Below are 16,764 nucleotides of genomic sequence, written 5' to 3'. Positions count from 1 at the left end.
CCCGCCGGAGGGCGGGCGGGGTGGGACGGATCCCTACACTGTGACCCGTGCGAACTGCGACCTTCAATGTCAACGGGATCCGCGCGGCCCAGCGGCGTGGCTTCGAGGAGTGGCTCGGCGAGCGTGAACCTGACGTCGTCGCGCTGCAGGAGGTCCGCGCTCGTGCCGCCGCCATCCCGCCGGGTGTGTTCGGCCGATATCACCTCGCGTACGACGAGGGCGAGTTCGCCGGCCGCAACGGTGTCGCGATCCTCACTCGGCGCCCGCCCGTCGCGGTCCGGACGTGGAGCGGTACGGCGCTGGTGCAGGCACCGGGTGAAACGCACATCGAGAGAGTCGAACTGGATCCGGAGCCGTTGGCTCGGGGGCTGGGGGAGTTCGCGAACCATGGCCGGTACATCGAGGTCGACCTCGCCGAGTCGCCGATCACCGTCGTCTCGATGTACCTGCCGAAGGGCGGACTGCCCGCCCATCTCCAGAAGCCCGGGCGGATGCGGGAGGCACCCGACGGGGGCGCCCGCTACGACCGCAAGATGCGTTTTCTGTCCGCGTTTGCGCGCCAGCTGACCCGCTCGCGCCGAACGGCTCGCGCACGGGGCAGGGAACTGCTGTTGATGGGTGACCTCAACATTGCGCACACCCGATACGACGTACGGAACTGGCGGCGCAGCAATCAGGCCGAGGGTTATCTGCCGGAGGAGCGCGAGTGGTTCGCCTCCATCGTGTCGCCGCGCACCCTCGTCGACGTCGTCCGGCGACACCATCCGGAGGTCGACGGTCCGTACTCGTGGTGGTCGTGGCTGGGACAGTCGTTCGTGAACGACGTCGGCTGGCGCATCGACTACCACCTCGCGACGCCGCAACTGGCGCGGGCTGCGGTCACAGCCGGCACCGACCGGGACCCGGCGGCGGATCGCCGGATGAGCGATCACGCGCCGGTCGTCGTCGATTACGACTTCTGAGCTGTTCGGGTTGCCGCGTAGGCGGGATCGAGGTCAGGTGGTCAGCTTCATGGACAGGAAGGCCAAGGTGAACCCGAATTTCCGGATTTCGCTGGGCTGGTCCGGCCGACAAGCCCAGGTGATCAGGTCTCGATCGGCGACCAGGTCGGCCGCGCGACGACGCGACTCCTCGGGGTCGGGCGGTGTTGCACGCAGCGCATCGCCCAGCCGACTCAGGGGTTCGACGAGCGGGATGAGCTCGGAGGGTGGGCGGTTCTCCGGTGTGAACACCCGCTGAGCGCTCTTGATCACCGTCATCGCCGCGAGCCACGAACCTTCCCAGGTACCGGCCTGGTCATTCGGTGGGTGCATGGCGTCAGCGTAGACATCGGGTGCCGAGTCCCGCTGGGACTTCATCGGCCTGCCCCCCGACCGCACCGATTGTTGCTTCCGCAACCGCACGGACTATCGGCTCATCGGCGATGGGCGCGCACAGGCTTTCTACGGTTGTGCGACGACGGTGTTTCCGTTGTCGTCGGTGCAGTTGATCGTGTAGCCGATCTGAGCCGATTCCGGGTCTCCGGCGAGGCGGCATTCCCACCCGTCGAAGCTGTACTCCGGTTCGCTCTTATCGCGTCCGGTGAAGTATTTCGTGAGCATCGTGTGCGCCTCGTCGCAGCGGAGTGTCCCCTTCACGATGACCACCGTCGCGGGCTTTCCGGTCTCCGGGTAGGTAACGGGGCCACACTGATTCGATCCGTGGGCCTGCTGGGGGAGGGGCGCGGCGGTGGGTGCGATCGGCGGTGGGCCCGCGCTGGGAATGCTCATCGGCAGCGGTGTGAACTCGAATTTGTACCCGCTGGTGGCGACGGTGAAGCCCTTGTCCGTCGCATCCTCCCGGCACGAGACTCCCGAGAACTGCACATTGCAACTGAATCCGTCGATCGCGAGGGTGGTGTCATAGGGGAGGACGTTGGCGTTGCCGGGAAAGAGCGCCTGGTTCCAGTTCTGGAAGTTCGGCTCCTTCCCCGCCTCGACCGCGATGAGGTTGGCCTCGGCCGGCGCGCCGCCGTCCGGCGACGCGATCTGCGGGGTGCCCGGGACTCCCAGAGGACCCGCGGTGGGATGCGACGTGCATCCGGCGAGCTTCATCGCAGGAATGATCGCGCACAGCCATTTTCCCGACGGCGTGACGAAGCCGTATGCGTCGCCGGTCGGATCGCTCGACGCGTACTGATTTGCATCGACCCCATTGATCGCCGGTTCGGCTGTCGGTTGCTCGCTGGAAGCGCTCGGTGCAGCCGATTCCGTGCCGTCGGTCGACGACGCATCCTGGGTGCAGGCAGCGAGAAGGGGAAACGTGGCACCGGCGATCGAGGCCAGAGCCACCGCCGACCGCCGTCGAATCCTGGTCATGCGTCAGACCCCTTTCTGTTCGGTCCGCGGGACCGAACGCCTGAGATGTTCCCATGAATACCAGGGTGTCGCGTCGCATCGACGGATCGGCCCCGAACACCGCTGGTGGTGGGCGAGCGGACGTGGTCTGCCGATCCTGCGGTTCGTAAACTCGGCGGTGCTAGAATTTTGGGGCATTGTCGCAGGTCCAGCAGTTGATGTGCCCGGATCTTCCTGTCGGAGTCGCCCGGCCGAGGAGGCCGTTCCATGGCTGAGTCATCGGTATTACCCGCGGATCTCGGCGGCAGCCCGGATCTCGAACGCATCGTCCTCGAACACGCGTATCGCGGCGCGCACCTCCAACTCGGACTGCGTGGTCTGCTCGCGCTCTTCATTGCGCTGACACTGCTGTTCGTCCCGCCCATGAACGATGCGAATGTGTGCCTGGCGATCCTGATCGGCTACGCATTCTGGACCGTCGGGCTCGCGCTGTGGACCCGTCGAGGAGGTCCGGGCCCGGTGAACGCGATGTGGCTCGCCCTGTTCGTGGACCTTGCGGTCATCGGTAGCCTCACCCTGTTGACCGGTATTGCGGCGCAACAGAGTTGGACCGCAGACATCTTGACCAACGGACTGTTCGTGATCCCGTTACTGGCCTGCACTCAGCTTCGCCCGGGTGTGTGCGCCGCTGTGGTCGTGCCGACGGTGCTGGTGTTCCTCGCCGCCAGTTGGGCCACGATGGCGTCGAACGAGGAACCGTGGTCGTCCATCCTGCTCAGCACGATGGCACTATCCATTCTCTCGGCGGGCGCAGTCGTGCTCAGCAGAATTCAACGATCCAGGGTGCTCACCATCGGTCACCTCGTCCACGACCGCACCGCCCTGCTCGCCGAGTTGATGGGCCTCGAACAGCGCGAACGACGGGCACTGTCCGAGCAACTCCACGACGGGGCGCTGCAATTCGTGCTGGCCGCGAAGATGGATCTCGACGACCTCACCGGCGGCGCCGATCCGGAGGCCGTCGACCGCATCACCCACGCACTCACCGAGTCCGCGTCGCTGCTGAGGGCCACCGTCTCGGAACTTCATCCCACGGTGCTCGATCGCGTCGGACTTGCCCGCGCTCTCGGCGACATCGTCAGGTCCGCCCAGGCGCGTGGCGGATTCGACGTGGATCTCCAGACGGTGGAATGGGACGACGACTTGCGCACGTCGGCCGATGACGTGCTGTTCAGCGCGGCACGTGAATTGCTGAGCAACGTGGTCAAGCACGCGAAAGCTCGCACCGTCCGGGTCGAGCTGTCGCGGACGGGTAAGCATGCGGTCCTCGACGTCACCGACGACGGGTGCGGTATCTCCCGTGAGGCGATAGACCGCAGTCTCAGCCGAGGGCACATCGGACTGACGTCGCACGAACTCCGTGTCGTCGCGGCCGGGGGGAGCTTCTCCATCCGTCCCGGACCACGCTCCGGGACGGATGCCCGCATCGAGATGCCGTTCGAGGTCGTGACCGCGTCCGAGTCCCTCACGATCTCGGCGTTCTAACAGCGAGTCGACGCCGGCGGGAACCGGACCAGGGGCCGTCGGTCAGTCGACGCCGAGCATCACCTCGGTGGACTTCACGAGCACCGTTGCAGTCACGCCGGCCTGCAGTCCGAGTTCCTCGACCGCCTCCTTCGTGATGGACGCGGTGACGACCTGCTCGCCTCCGTCGAGACGCACCTTCACGGTCGCCATCACACTGCCGAGGGTCACCTCGCTGATCGTTCCGGTGAGCTGGTTCCGGGTGGACAAACGCATCGTGAACCTCCGTCTCGGGGCCTGTGGTTTCGACGCTAGCCGGAACCACTCCGGAATGGGTGAGGTTGAACTTCGCGAGTCAGTCGGATGTGACGGTCGACGGACTGGGTTCCAGGAGCGCAGTCAGACAGGTCGGCCCCAGGCCGATCTCCGGCCACCCCGCCGAGATCATGATGTCGTGCGGGCGCGTACACGTGCCGAGCCAGTAGTTCGGCTCCGTGCGGTAGGCGGGCACCCCACCCCACTTCCGGGGTGAGCCGGACCGTGGAAGATAGGGGTCGGCAACGCCCACGACAGACCCCAACTGCAGCAGCACCGACAGATACGACCACTGGGTGTCGGGATCCGCAGGATCGGACAGCACCCGTGTCTCGTGGTGTGCACGCTCGGCGGTGCGCCCCGTGGCGGTCAACGCGAGACGGACGTGGATTCCCGACGAGAACGCGACAATTCCGAGGAGATCGAGGGTGAGGTGAGTTCCGGACGCGAGAATGGTGGGACCGTGCACTGCGGTCCCACTGGCTGTCGGCGGCGCGAATGCCGGCCAACGCGCTCTGCGCATGCCCACGATGGTGCACCTACATCGAGGCGGAATCAACGTCCCACGCCCGCGTGCGTGGGACGTTGCTCGAGACGGCAGGCGCGGCACAATGGCGTGACGACGCTCGAGGTGTCACTTCCGGGGACGCCTATTGTGGATGGAGGTCGAGGCGGGTGCGGGACGGAAGGTTCGCTGCGGAGGGAGTGTCCATGGAGTCGCTGCCGGATTCGCGGATGCTGCTCGCTGTCCTCGAACACAGTCCGGCGTTGGTGTTCGTGTCCGAATTCGTGTCCGGTCGGATCGTGTATGTCAATCCCGCGGGTGTCGGCGTCCTCGGATTCGGTGATGCCGTGCATGCGTACTCGCGGACGACGGCGGAGCTTTTCACCGACGTCGGTCTCGTGCAGGCGCGTGACGTGGAGTCGGCTCTGGCCGACCGGGGCGAGTGGACCGGCTTGACGGAATTTCGCCATTTCGTCACGGGCGAGCCGATTCCGATGCTGATTTCGACCTTCGTGCTCGAATACACCGAGACCGGGCCGTCGGTGATCGGGTCGATTGCTCAGAATCGCCGCGGCGCCGAAGGCGACGAGCAACGGCTGCAACGCGCACTGGGAGAGTCTGCATACCGGGCCCGGGAGCAGCAGGCGATCGCAGACCTGAGCCAACTCGCCGTCGGCGGAGACCTCGACGAACTGCTCACGGCGGCGGCTGGGGCGGCGGCCGCGCTGATGGGTGTGCACTGTTCGTCGATCGCGCGGGTGGCCGACGACGAACTCACCGTGCTCGCCTATCGCGGACCCGAGCCCGGTCCGAAGACGTTCTCCCCGGGGCCGGGATCACAGCCCGGGTACGCCGCCGCCAACGGGTCGGTGGTCGTGTGCACCGATCGGGTCCACGAAACCCGGTTCTCCACGGTGGGGATGAGTGGGCGCGGGCTGGAGAGCGGGGTGTGCGTTCCGATCGGCTCAGACGCGGTGTGGGGTGTGTTGACGGCGCACAGTCTGCGTCCCCGCGAATACACCGACCGTGACCTGAACTTTCTGCGCTCGGTGACCGCTGTGCTCTCTGCGGCGATCCGCCGGATCGAGGCCGAGGCTGCGTTGGTGCACCAGAGCTTGCACGACCCGCTGACGGGATTGCCGAACCGCACCTTGGTTCGCCGCCGGCTCGACGAGGCCCTGGACGCGGTGCCGCGTGGCGGCCCGCGCGTGGCGCTGTTGCTGGTGGATCTGGACGACTTCAAGACTGTCAACGACAGCCTCGGTCACGCGGTCGGCGACGACGCTCTGATCGTGCTCGCCCGGCATCTGCGGTCGGCGGTGCGCCCGGGCGATACGGTTGCCCGCCTCGGTGGTGACGAATTCGTGGTTGTCTGTGAGCACGTCGCGGGCGCGGCGGAGGCGGTCGCGATTGCCGCCCGGATCGCCGGTAGCTTCGCAGACCTGAACCGGGCGCGGTCACTCGAGTGGCCGATCAGTGCCAGTATCGGTGTCGCGCTGTCCGATCCGGAGTGCACCCGTGAAGAGCTCGTCCGGCGGGCGGACTCGGCGATGTATCGTGCAAAGGCAGCGGGAGCGGGTGGGTACGCGCTCTACGACGACACCTTCTAGGGTGGCGTCAGACCCCGATCTGTGCGGTGTTGCCGACGCGACACGAAATCGTGGCCACCGATAGGCACCCTGGGGTGGGGAAATTGTCATCTTGACGCGCTTCGCGACGCGTCGAATACTTGCTGACAAGGCGGTTCTCATCGACATTCGACGAGAGAATTCCGCGTTTCGCCCTTGTGGGAGAAAGATATTCGCGTCCTCGGCGGCTGGTGTGCGCGCCGGCGTGGATGTCGGATGGAACTGAGGCGCTCGATGGCAGAATTCGACCCGGACGCGACCCAGGCGGCGTCGATCCGCGCAGTCGGCCACGGGATCGTGGCGGAGTTGGACGCTGCCGGGTTCGCCGACGCCGAGGAGGTCGGCAGGGGCGGGTTCGGTGTCGTGTACCGCTGCCTGCAGCGCTCGCTCGGTCGAATCGTCGCAATCAAGGTCCTGACGTCGGACCTGGACTTCGAGAACCGCGAGCGCTTCCTGCGGGAGGGCTACGCGATGGGCGGGCTTTCCGGCCACCCGAACATCGTCAACATTCTGCAGGTCGGCGTGACCGAGACCGGTCGCCCGTACATCGTCATGCACTACCACCCCCGCGATTCGCTGGCGGTGCAGATACGCCGAGAAGGTCCGCTGCCCTGGCCGGAGGCGATCAGCATCGGAGTGAAGCTGGCGGGTGCACTGGAGACGGCGCACCGGACCGGCACCTTGCACCGCGACATCAAACCCGCGAACGTCCTGCTCACCGACTACGGCGAACCGCAGCTGACCGACTTCGGCATTGCGCACATCGCCGGCGGTTACGAAACCGCCACCGGCGGGTTCACCGGGTCACTGGCGTTCACCGCGCCGGAAGTCCTCAACGGCGAATCGCCGACCGCGCGTTCGGACGTCTACGGTCTGGGCGCCACGATCTTTTCGCTGATCGCGGGGCGGGCGGCGTTCGAGCGGAAGACCGGCGAGGAACTCGTCGCGCAATTCGTGAGGATCAGCACCCAAACGGTGCCGGACCTGCGCGCTCAAGGCATCCCGGACGGTGTGTGCGCCGTCATCGAGAGGGCGATGGCATCGAATCCGTTCGCTCGGCCGGCCTCCGCCGAAGAGTTCGGACACGAACTACAAGCCGCCCAGCGACATATCGGGTTGCGTTCGGACGCGATGGCGCTGGCACCGCTGGAGCTCGCCCAGCCGGCCGAGTCGCACCCGTCTGCGGCGGATACCGGTGGCTACCGTCAGATCCGGTTCGACGATTCGGACGGTCAGCGCCGATTCTTCGCACCGACCGAGCAGATCCAGCCGGAGTCGCACCCCTCGGGCCCGTTCTGGCCGCCGACGGGTCCGTCTCCGTGGCCGCCGCCCGGAGTGCCGGGTAGCAGTGGGCCGGCGCCCACCCGGCGGCGCGGGATCCTGATCGCGCTCGCTCTGGTGGTGACGCTGGTGCTGGCAGGTGGCGGTTACCTCGTGTACCGGGAGGCATCGGGACCCGGTACCGCGGGACCGACCGCCCAGGAGGCGAGCGAGCCCCCAGCCGTCGACCCGACTGCGGCGTGGCGACCGGTCGCCGACGCCCGGGTGGCCCGCCAGCAGACGGCGACGACGGTCGCGGACGGGACCATCTGGGTCTTCGGAGGGTTGGACGACAACGGTGTGTCCGCCCGGCAGGAAGGCTACGACCCGGCCATCGACACCTGGAAGGCCGGCCCCGACCTCCCCGTCCCGCTCAATCATGCAATGGCCGTCACCTACAACGACGAGCCCGTAGTCATCGGCGGATGGCAAGCGAAAGGACAGAACCTGACAGCCGTCGCCTCCGCTCGGGTGATGGCCATGCGCGACGGACGATGGGTCGACCTGCCCGCGCTCAACGTCCCGCGGGCCGCCGGTGCCGCGGCCGTGGTGGGCGACAAGATCGTAGTTGCCGGCGGACAGGCCGACGGCGCACTGGTGGCGCCGACAGAGGTGTTCGACGGAACGAAGTGGACGACGGTCCCGAACATCCCGACGCCACGGGAGCATTTGGCCGGGGTGTCGGACGGGACGTACTTCTACGCGATCGGCGGGCGGGACCTGGCGTCGGATCAGAACACGGCCGCGGTCGAACGCTTCGATCCGGTTGCGGGGACGTGGGCGACGCTGCCCGGCATGCCCACCCCTCGCGGTGGGCTCGGGGCGACGTTCATCGACGGCCGCATCGTCGCGGTCGGCGGTGAAGAACCGACCCGGGTGCTGTCCACGGTCGAGGCCTACGACGTGGTTGCAGGGACGTGGTCGCAATTGCCTGCTCTGCGCACGCCGCGGCACGGGATGGCGGTCGGCGCGGTCGGCAACACGGTGTACGCGGTCGGCGGCGGCATCAAACCCACGCATGCCGAGTCGACAGCGGTTTCCGAGGCGCTGCAGGTCGCGCCACGCAAGACCCAATGGGCACCGGCGTGGCGCCCGCTGAGGGACGCGCCGATCGCCCGCCAGCAGACCGCGACTGCTGTCGCGGACGGGACGATCTGGGTGTTCGGCGGACTCGACAACGTGGGATCGACCCCGAAGGTCGAGGGCAACGACCCGGCCATCGACACCTGGAAGGCAGGCCCCGATCTTCCGATCCCGCTCAATCATGCGATGGCCGTCGAATACGGCGGCGAGTTGGTGGTCCTCGGAGGCTGGGTGCCGGAAGGGCCGAATCTCACCGGGAAGACGTCGGACCGGGTGCTCGCGCTGCGGGACGGCAACTGGGTGGACCTGCCCCCGCTGAACGTGCCGCGGGCGGCCGGTGCCGCAGCCGTGGTGGGCAACGAGATCGTCGTCGCCGGGGGACAGGCGGACGGCGAACTGGTGGCGTCGGCAGAGGTGTTCGACGGAACGAAATGGACGACCGTCGCGGACATTCCGACGTCGCGGGAGCATCTGGCCGGCGTGTCGGACGGGACGTACTTCTACGCGATCGGCGGGCGCGATCTGGCGTCGGATCAGAACACGGCCGCGGTCGAACGGTTCGATCCGGCTGCGGGGACCTGGGCGACGCTGCCCAGCATGCCGACCCCTCGCGGTGGGCTCGGGGCGGCGTTCATCGACGGCCGCATCGTCGCGGTCGGCGGTGAACAGCCGACCCGGGTGCTCTCGACGGTCGAGGCCTACGACGTCGCTTCGGCGACCTGGTCGACGTTGCCGCCGATGCCCACCGGCGCTCACGGGATGTCCGTCGCGACGGTCGGGCACACCGTCTACGCGATCGGCGGTGCACTGCGGCCCACTCACGCCGAGTCCACGGCGACCGCGCAGGCACTTGATTTCTGGTGAAGGTGACGAGTTGTCGTCCGGCATGTGCGCACTCTGAATGTCTTCTGTCCGTGTCGTTGTGCGCAGTAGAGGGGGACTAGACTTGTGGTCAGGAGGCGATTTTTCACACGGGATACGGGCCGGGAGGTTCGTGATGAAGGTGACGGCGACGGCCACCCGTCGCGGCGGATCGTGGGTGGTGGAGGTTCCGGGAGTCGAAGGCGCGCTCACCCAGGTGCGGCGGCTCGATCAGGTGTGCGCGATCGTGGCGGAGGCCGTGCATCTTGTCCGGGGTGTTCGGGCCGAGGACGTCGAGGTGGAACTCGACTACGAAATCGGAGATTCGGCCGCGCTCATGGAGGCCCGCGCCGCCCACTGGCAGGTCGAGTCCGCCGCCCACGCGCAGGAATGCGCAGCGCGGGCCTCGCGGGCGGCGGTGGCGCATCTGCGCCGATCGGGTCTCTCGGTGCGTGACATCGGTGTCATCCTCGACCTGAGCCCGCAACGAGTCTCTCAACTCGACCGCGCCGGCATTCATGCCTGATGGCGGTGCGTGCGAAAGTTGCGCCGGTCAATCGCGCCTGCCGCAGCGAATCCGGTGATCCGGCAACTTCCGATCCGGTGACACCCGTGCGGCCCCTAGGATGCGGGAAGGGCCCTTCGCAATGAACGGCTCGGCGCAGGTAGGGGGAGTGCAGATGCGTAGAGCAGGAATGATTCTCGCCGGAATCGGTATCTCGGCGGTGATCACCACGACCGGGCAGGGCATCGCAGTCGCGGCGCCCGAGAACACGACGGAAAGAGTGACGACTCTGCAGGTCCCACCGATCGGGACGAGCCCGGTTCTCGCGGCCTACTTCACCGTCGACGCCGTCACGGGCCGGGTACCCGGAGTCGTGCGGTTACGCACCGTGAGCGAGTGTTACGTCCTGAATCCCATCAGTGCGGACACGTGCATACCCGGACCGGGAAACAACATGAAGGCGAACGCTGTGCGGGTGCACTGGCTGAACGTGAACACCGGCGCGACCGGCGCGGCCACGATCCCCATCGGAACCGCCGGGTCGACCGATTCGCCTCGCCCCGAGATCGACGTGGCCACCGGCAGCGGACGAATCGTCGTCGGCACGATGGCCCCGGCCGAGTATCCACAGGCGCTACTTCCGGGCTTCGGCACGTTCGACGTGCCCTGATCGCCTCCACCGCGAACCGCCGGCCGCCACCGCCTAGAATCTCGGTGGAGGCGGGCGCCCCACTCCGATGCGTCGCCCGTCACAGGTGCACAGACCCGCAGACGCGGTAATTTCGATCGGCGGAGAGTGGCAATGGAAACTGGAGCGCTATTCGGCAGATACCGGCTGGACCGGTCGCTGTCGGTGGACGAGAACGGCGAGGTGTGGGCTGCATTCGACACCGTGACCGCTCGGCACGTCGCGGTGCGGGCGTTGCCGCGGGACGCGGCCGAGGACGACGAATACTGCGATCGGTTCGTCCGTGAAGCCGGTATCGCGGCACTCATCCGGAACCCGCACGTGGTACCGATCCACGACTTCGGGCAGATCGGAAACCGGCTCTACCTCGCGACTCCGCTCATCGGGGGAACGAACCTGCGGACGATCCTTCAGTCGGGCGGACCGATGGAGGCATCCCGCGCCGTCGGAGTTGTCGATCAGCTGGCGTCGGGGCTGGAGGCCGTGCACGCGGCGGGGCTGGTCGAGCGGGGAGTGGCGTCGGCGAACGTCGTCGTGCTGGACGGGGGACTGGTTCAGCTCACGGACGTCGGGCTCCCTACGGCTCCCGGCGCCGCGTCGGGAGTCCCCGGTCTGAGCACCGTCTTGTACGAGTGCCTGACCGGCGGGCAGTTCGCGTCGAACGGCCGGGAATTGCCGTCGTCGATGTTCTCGACGCTGCCCGTCGGCATGCAGGCCGTGATCGCACGCGGAACGGCAGCCGATCCCGGGCGGCGCTACCGGTCTCCGCGCGACCTGGCCGCGGCCGCCGCTCGTGCCGCGGCGACAGGTCCGCAGCCTGCCGCGGATCCCACTCCGGCGACCCCTCCGAACGACCGCAACCGCCGTCTCCTGCTCGCAGGGCTCGCGCTCGCCGCGATCATTGCCGTCGCAATCGTCGGGGGCGTGATCATCGGGTCGCAATCGTCATCACCCGACATCGTGGTGCCCGTGCCGGCGTCCAGCGCGGACGGGCCGGCACCCGCCACATCACCGACCGCCCCGACGAACCCGACGGCCGCCGAGCAGGCGCCACCGGCCGCGGAGGCTCCGGTTCAGGACGAAGTCCCGCCGGCAGCGACTCCGGCGCCGCAATCACCGCCGGTGCTGCCGGCGCCCGTGCCCGCACCGGCACCCGCTCCCGCACCCGCACCCGCGCCCGCACCTGAGGTGCTGCCCTGCTACCCCGGCTACGAGCACACTCCGCCTCCGGACGGACCGTGTCTCCCGCCCGGCTCGCCACCCGCTCCGGCACCTGTGCCCGCTCCCGCGCCTGCACCCGCACCTGAGGTGCTGCCGTGCTACCCGGGCTACGAGCACACTCCGCCTCCGGACGGGCCGTGCTGGGCACCCGGTGGGTGAGCCGCACCGGCGAAGGTTGGTATCGGCGACCAGGTGAGGCGATCACGGCCCGGCGTCGGCGGCGATCCAGGATTCACACACCTCGGTGACAGCGGCAGCGATGGCTTCTCCGTACAGCGTCCGCGCGGGTCGGGGCTGTTCGATCTGGATTCCGCCCGCACCGTCGACGGTGAGGCGGTTGACCAGGTTGGACGCGGATTCACCGGCGTACCGTTCTCCGGGTTCGGCTACGCGAACACGGACTCCGCTTCCGTCGAGTGCTTTCGCGACTGCGTTGAGCACATCCGATTTGAGTCGTGCGGGTGCACGGCCCCCGATGAGGACGTCGTGTCCTCGGTAGCCGTGGAACGACACCGCCCACTGGAATCGTCGTGCACCCAGGGAATGTAGAAGGGGGAAGCTGCGCACGCTGAGATCGCCCGAGGAAATGTGCCATGCCCGGTATGCGTTGCCTGCCGGTCGCCACCCTTTGCACGTCCACAGTGTCGAATCGCGCGATCCGAGCGCCGCAAAAACCTGTTCGGCCTGCCGATCCGTGTGGCTTTCGATGGCGCCGCCGTGCGGTGCGAGGACCACGAGGCGGTGATGGTGCCCGTCGTCTTCGAGCCGCTCGATGAATTCACCCTCGACTTCGGCCTCTGCCTCGGACACGGTGGGATCGATACACCGAAGGTCGAGGACCACCGCGTGTCCCGGTTCGGCGCCGATCCGACGGCATCCACCATCGGTTACCCGAACGGTCTCGATCCCTCCTACATCGGCGTCCGGTATCAGTGTGAACAGTGCGGTCGTTCCCCGGTGACTCACCCGTGCCTGCTGACGGGGCTCGGCTCCGATCCGGGCCAGCAGGCGCGGGTGAATACCGACATGCTCGGCGACGTTTGCGCTGGTGGAGCGACTTCGGCGGACTTCGAGCCGAGCGGTGACCTTACCGTCGCCATTCCGCCGCATCGAAATCTGCTGTAACGGACGCTGTTCGAACACCTCCTCAGATTAGGCGCGATACTCTCCCCCTCGGGCCCTTGTCGGTAGTTGTCGCGCGGCGAAGACTCGAATTCATGACTAATAAAGCAGTGGTCAGTCTCACCACCGGTCTCGAGGACGCCGAGAAGGTGACGGTTGCGTTTCTGGTCGCGGTCGGCGCGGCAGAACAACAGCGCCAGACGCTGATGTTTCTCACGAAGGAAGCGGTACGGCTCGCGCTCGACGGCACGATTCAGGGCGTTGCCTGCGAAGGTTGTCCGCCGCTTCCCGATCTGGCGGCACGATTCGAGAACGCAGGCGGCACCTACATGGTGTGTCCGATCTGCTTCGAGGCCAAGCACCTCGACAAGGACGCGCTGGTGTCCAATGCCGAACTCGCCGGGACGGTGCCGATGTGGAAGTGGATCGGTGACGAAGGAGCGGTCACTTTCAGTTATTGAAACGGCACGGGGTGCGCGCGGCTGACTCGGTTACACTGCGCGCGAGTACATTCGAGTCTGATCCGATTGTGGATCGTGGGGGACGGGCAGTGACCGGTCGCTACGTACTCGTCGACACCGATACCGGCGTCGACGATGCCCTCGCCCTGCTCACCCTCGCGCACGACCCCGGCACCGAGATCGTCGGTGTCGGAAGCGTCTTCGGCAACTGCACCGAAACGCAGGCCGCGTCGAACGCCCTCACAGTCCTCTCCGTCGTCGGCCTCCGCGACGTTCCGGTGTGTATCGGACGGCCACGTCCCGGGCCACCGCCCGCAACGCCGTCCGTACACGGTCTGGACGGACTCGGCGACCGCGGCCATCGGCCGCCGCCGGACACTGGTCCGGCGCCCGGTTCCGCCGTCGAGCAACTATTCCGCGCCGCGGAAGAACGGCCCGGTGCGGTGGACCTTCTGTGCCTCGGACCGCTGGCCAATATCGCCGCCGCCGTCACACGCGATCCACTGATCCTCACGCGGTTCCGGTCCGTCACCATCATGGGCGGAATGGGGCCGGCCTCGCGGAGAGGCGCCGAGGCCGCCGTGCAACCACAGTTCCTCGGAAAAGGCGACACGAACACCAACCACGATCCGGCCGCGGCCACGGCCGTCGCGGCAGCGCCGGGGCCGATCACGTGGGTGGGAATGAATGTCACCGGCCGACTCGGATTGGACTGGGCCGACCTGGTCGCTCGCTCCGTACCGGGGAAAGTCGCGACGTTCGTCCGCGACATCACCGAGGACTACCACCGGCACTGCACAATCACATACCGCGCAGACCACCCGATCTACACCTCACACGATTCCGTCGCAGCCGCCGTGATGCTCGACCCGACGGTCGTGCTGTCCGCCACCGACGCCCAACCCCGGGTGCACCGGGTGGACGGGCGGTCGAGTGTCTGGGGCGTCACTCCGGCGCGGGGGCCGGTGCACCGATTCGTGACCGACGTCGATTTCCGCTCGATCAGAGACCGGATCGCCGCTACGCTCGACGCAGACATTTCCCGAAGCGGCTGATGGTATGCGCCGTGGCGGACATTGCCCCTCATTCGGTGGCATCGAGCAGATGCAGTTCCTCTGCAACGATCAGATCGACCTCGTCACTGGTCAGACCGGACAACAGATGTGCCGACAACATCGCTCTCACCTCCTCATTGTGCTTCTACCAATGAGTCGAACGGGCAAGCGCAATATCGACACTTTCGCCGAGATTCCCGGCAAGAAATTTCAGAGTCAGTTGCCGTCCACCGGAACTGCGTCCGCACCCGGTGCGGAGGGATCGAACGGCGGCGGATCGGCGGGATCGAATCCGCCGCGCACCGTCGAGCAGGTCGCTCCGGGCTCCGGGTAGGTGTTCGGGTTCTGTCGCAACGCCATGAGGAAGTCGGCGATCCGCTGATCGTGGACATCGTCGAGTCGGAGTTGGTGACCCCAGGACTGCAGCGACACCGCCGAATCGAGACCCGGGTACGGCGACATCAGGGTGTACGGCACCCCGTCGACGTGCGCCGCCAGTGCGGTGACGTCGTCGGCGCTCAGACGATCCGGGTCGTACGTCACCCACACGGCCCCGTGCTCCAGGGAATGCACGGCGTTCTCGGTGCGGATCGCGTCGGGATAGACAATTCCGGTGCACGTAGCCCAGTACTGATCGTGTGCACCACCGAACGGCGGACTCTGGTCGTAGGCCACCCTTTGCGGCGCCTGCACATGGTCGGCGGGCCCATAGTCGACGGTGACGATCCCCTCGATTCCCAGTGATGGGTCAGGGTTGTCCGCGCTGGGTGCAAAGTCGAGGGCTTCGCCGGCGTCGTCGGAACCGGCGGTCAGCACGTACGCACCGACGGCGACAACCCCCACCACCGCTACCGCGGCAGCCACCAGCCAGGGCAGACGCCGCCGCAGGCCGCCCGGCTTCGATCGGGATTGCGGGCTCTCGCTGTGGTCGTTCGTCATCGCCGATCCTTCGTCTCACCGGGCGCCCGGACCGTGCGTCCCATCTACGAAGGATCGTAGTAGACGGGTGAGGTGTTGCTGACGAAGGGAAGTCGCGGTGCGACTAGCTCACAGCGAGGGGCGCGGGCGGGATATCGCGGAATCGATCACGGCGAAGATGTCGCGCTGTGAAATCGTGTCGCCCAAGCCGTTCGTTTGAGCGGCCTCGATGAGGTCGTCGGTGAGGCTGTCGAACAGCAGTGCTGTGCGGGGATCGGCCCGAAGGCTGCCCTGGGTTTCGAGGGCGCGCAGCGCATCGACCGCGTCGCGGTAGTCGGCGAGACCGTCACGGGGCGGGAGCAACTGCATCGCTTGTGTGTTCATCGTGCTCAGCTCCGAACCAGGCTGTCGGACAGTCGCGCTTCCTGCAGCGCTCGACTGGTGGGATCGCAGCGGTACTGACCGGTCGTGGTGTGCCGGTAGCCCCGGCCGTCCTTCGCGACGGCGTGCCCGCAGTAGCGGCACTCGTGACCGTACTGCCCGATGCGGATGGTTTCGATGGTGGGGTATGTGTTGGTGCTCATGGTCTCGTTCGTCGGTGTGGGTGGTGTGGTCGGTGCAGCGGAGGGATCGGTCCCGGGCGAGGTGGACTTCGCGGTGACATCGCCGCCGGCGGGACGGTCATGCGTATTCGACGACGGCGTCGGCCCCGGCGTGGGCGCTTCGTTCCAGGGCTTCCCAGACGAGGTCGTAGCGCTTGAGAGTGATCTCGTCCGCGTTGGCGAGCAGGGCGCTGAGGAGGGAATGCGGGTCGTCCTGCCAGGAGTCCACGGCGGCCGCGACTGTTCCGTTGCTGAACAAGCCCGACTGGGCGAGAGCGTGTGTCCACTCGTCGAACAGTCCGCGGTGGATGCGCTCGACTGTGTCGTGGTCGAATCCCTCGGCGACGAAGTCGCGGGCGAAGGTAGCCGTGACGTAGTCACCGCAGGTCATCGGTTGTGCGTTCATCGGTGCGGGCATCCTCCGTCAGTGGCGGGTCGAACCTTCGGGCGACTCCGTGCTTATGAGTGAGACAGCTCACATCATGGCCCATTCGGGGTACGTGACACATCGGCCGAATCACCGGGGGGTATACCTATTTCTGGTCCGCGCGGCTGGCTCCCGGTCGGCGACCGGGAATGTTTGGCCTGGTCACAGCGTCGGGGATCGCCCACCCCACGCT

At 67.3% G+C, this 16,764-nt stretch carries 19 protein-coding genes; 10 read left to right on the top strand and 9 right to left on the bottom strand.

Annotated elements, in window-relative coordinates; all coding sequences use genetic code 11:
* Positions 1 to 47: 47 nt before the first annotated feature.
* On the top strand, positions 48 to 962 hold the full coding sequence (locus tag I1A62_RS08395; RefSeq protein WP_219458484.1) for an exodeoxyribonuclease III: 915 nt from the start codon (positions 48 to 50) through the stop codon (positions 960 to 962).
* A gap of 33 nt (positions 963 to 995) precedes the next feature.
* On the opposite strand, the gene I1A62_RS08390 is transcribed toward I1A62_RS08395, so the two are convergent.
* Positions 996 to 1,313 carry a hypothetical protein gene (locus tag I1A62_RS08390; protein ID WP_124393724.1) on the bottom strand — a complete coding sequence of 106 codons (318 nt, stop codon included), beginning with the start codon at positions 1,311 to 1,313 and terminating at the stop codon, positions 996 to 998.
* 129 nt (positions 1,314 to 1,442) lie between these two features.
* Entirely contained in the window at positions 1,443 to 2,357 is a 915-nt protein-coding gene (locus tag I1A62_RS08385; RefSeq protein WP_124393725.1) for a hypothetical protein, read from the bottom strand.
* Positions 2,358 to 2,603: 246 nt separating this feature from the next.
* On the opposite strand from I1A62_RS08385, the gene I1A62_RS08380 reads away from it, so the two are divergent.
* Positions 2,604 to 3,881: a sensor histidine kinase gene (locus tag I1A62_RS08380; protein WP_219458483.1), complete on the top strand. Its 1,278-nt coding sequence runs from the start codon at positions 2,604 to 2,606 to the stop codon at positions 3,879 to 3,881.
* Positions 3,882 to 3,923: 42 nt separating this feature from the next.
* On the opposite strand, the gene I1A62_RS08375 is transcribed toward I1A62_RS08380, so the two are convergent.
* Together I1A62_RS08375 and I1A62_RS08370 are read right to left on the bottom strand one after the other, a co-directional pair.
* The gene (locus I1A62_RS08375; protein WP_219458482.1) at positions 3,924 to 4,136 is read right to left on the bottom strand and encodes a molybdopterin-binding protein; all 213 of its coding nucleotides are present in this window, start codon (positions 4,134 to 4,136) and stop codon (positions 3,924 to 3,926) included.
* Positions 4,137 to 4,215: 79 nt separating this feature from the next.
* Positions 4,216 to 4,698, bottom strand: a complete 483-nt coding sequence (locus I1A62_RS08370; RefSeq protein WP_192581970.1) for a hypothetical protein — start codon at positions 4,696 to 4,698, stop codon at positions 4,216 to 4,218.
* A 188-nt stretch (positions 4,699 to 4,886) separates the two neighbouring features.
* On the opposite strand from I1A62_RS08370, the gene I1A62_RS08365 reads away from it, so the two are divergent.
* The 5 genes from I1A62_RS08365 to I1A62_RS08345 all read left to right on the top strand — a co-directional run bounded on the left by I1A62_RS08365 (position 4,887) and on the right by I1A62_RS08345 (position 12,145).
* Entirely contained in the window at positions 4,887 to 6,290 is a 1,404-nt protein-coding gene (locus I1A62_RS08365) for a sensor domain-containing diguanylate cyclase (protein ID WP_219458481.1), read from the top strand.
* Between the two features lie 252 nt (positions 6,291 to 6,542).
* Entirely contained in the window at positions 6,543 to 9,575 is a 3,033-nt protein-coding gene (locus I1A62_RS08360) for a serine/threonine-protein kinase (RefSeq protein ID WP_219461113.1), read from the top strand.
* A 133-nt stretch (positions 9,576 to 9,708) separates the two neighbouring features.
* Positions 9,709 to 10,098, top strand: a complete 390-nt coding sequence (locus tag I1A62_RS08355; protein WP_219458480.1) for a hypothetical protein — start codon at positions 9,709 to 9,711, stop codon at positions 10,096 to 10,098.
* 154 nt (positions 10,099 to 10,252) lie between these two features.
* Entirely contained in the window at positions 10,253 to 10,747 is a 495-nt protein-coding gene (locus I1A62_RS08350; RefSeq protein ID WP_219458479.1) for a hypothetical protein, read from the top strand.
* A gap of 132 nt (positions 10,748 to 10,879) precedes the next feature.
* Positions 10,880 to 12,145: a serine/threonine-protein kinase gene (locus I1A62_RS08345; RefSeq protein ID WP_124393732.1), complete on the top strand. Its 1,266-nt coding sequence runs from the start codon at positions 10,880 to 10,882 to the stop codon at positions 12,143 to 12,145.
* A 42-nt stretch (positions 12,146 to 12,187) separates the two neighbouring features.
* Here the strand turns inward: I1A62_RS08345 and I1A62_RS08340 are convergent, their stop codons facing one another.
* Positions 12,188 to 12,796, bottom strand: coding sequence for a poly-gamma-glutamate hydrolase family protein (locus I1A62_RS08340; RefSeq protein WP_257890730.1), 609 nt, complete (start codon positions 12,794 to 12,796; stop codon positions 12,188 to 12,190).
* Between the two features lie 36 nt (positions 12,797 to 12,832).
* Between I1A62_RS08340 and I1A62_RS46220 the strand changes: the two genes are divergently transcribed.
* From I1A62_RS46220 to I1A62_RS08330, 3 genes are all read left to right on the top strand, one after another.
* Positions 12,833 to 13,111 carry a hypothetical protein gene (locus I1A62_RS46220; protein WP_257890729.1) on the top strand — a complete coding sequence of 93 codons (279 nt, stop codon included), beginning with the start codon at positions 12,833 to 12,835 and terminating at the stop codon, positions 13,109 to 13,111.
* 92 nt (positions 13,112 to 13,203) lie between these two features.
* The gene (locus tag I1A62_RS08335; protein ID WP_012687657.1) at positions 13,204 to 13,569 is read left to right on the top strand and encodes a DsrE family protein; all 366 of its coding nucleotides are present in this window, start codon (positions 13,204 to 13,206) and stop codon (positions 13,567 to 13,569) included.
* Between the two features lie 89 nt (positions 13,570 to 13,658).
* Complete coding sequence (locus I1A62_RS08330; protein WP_219458478.1) at positions 13,659 to 14,624, top strand: nucleoside hydrolase; 966 nt, start codon at positions 13,659 to 13,661, stop codon at positions 14,622 to 14,624.
* Positions 14,625 to 14,840: 216 nt separating this feature from the next.
* Here I1A62_RS08330 and I1A62_RS08325 read toward each other — a convergent pair whose 3' ends face one another.
* From I1A62_RS08325 to I1A62_RS08310, 4 genes are all read right to left on the bottom strand, one after another.
* A complete protein-coding gene (locus I1A62_RS08325) occupies positions 14,841 to 15,563 on the bottom strand; it encodes a DUF3105 domain-containing protein (protein ID WP_219458477.1) in 723 nt (240 codons plus the stop codon).
* A 108-nt stretch (positions 15,564 to 15,671) separates the two neighbouring features.
* The gene (locus tag I1A62_RS08320) at positions 15,672 to 15,926 is read right to left on the bottom strand and encodes a hypothetical protein (RefSeq protein WP_219458476.1); all 255 of its coding nucleotides are present in this window, start codon (positions 15,924 to 15,926) and stop codon (positions 15,672 to 15,674) included.
* A gap of 5 nt (positions 15,927 to 15,931) precedes the next feature.
* Complete coding sequence (locus I1A62_RS08315; RefSeq protein WP_219458475.1) at positions 15,932 to 16,126, bottom strand: hypothetical protein; 195 nt, start codon at positions 16,124 to 16,126, stop codon at positions 15,932 to 15,934.
* Positions 16,127 to 16,223: 97 nt separating this feature from the next.
* A complete protein-coding gene (locus tag I1A62_RS08310) occupies positions 16,224 to 16,550 on the bottom strand; it encodes a hypothetical protein (RefSeq protein WP_192581971.1) in 327 nt (108 codons plus the stop codon).
* Positions 16,551 to 16,764: the final 214 nt, after the last annotated feature.

The sequence above is a fragment of the Rhodococcus sp. USK10 genome (assembly GCF_019378875.1).
In the GTDB taxonomy this organism is placed as follows: domain Bacteria; phylum Actinomycetota; class Actinomycetes; order Mycobacteriales; family Mycobacteriaceae; genus Rhodococcus_F; species Rhodococcus_F pseudokoreensis.
Note: the sequence above shows the minus strand (reverse complement) of the source record. Positions and strands in the feature narration are given on the sequence as shown.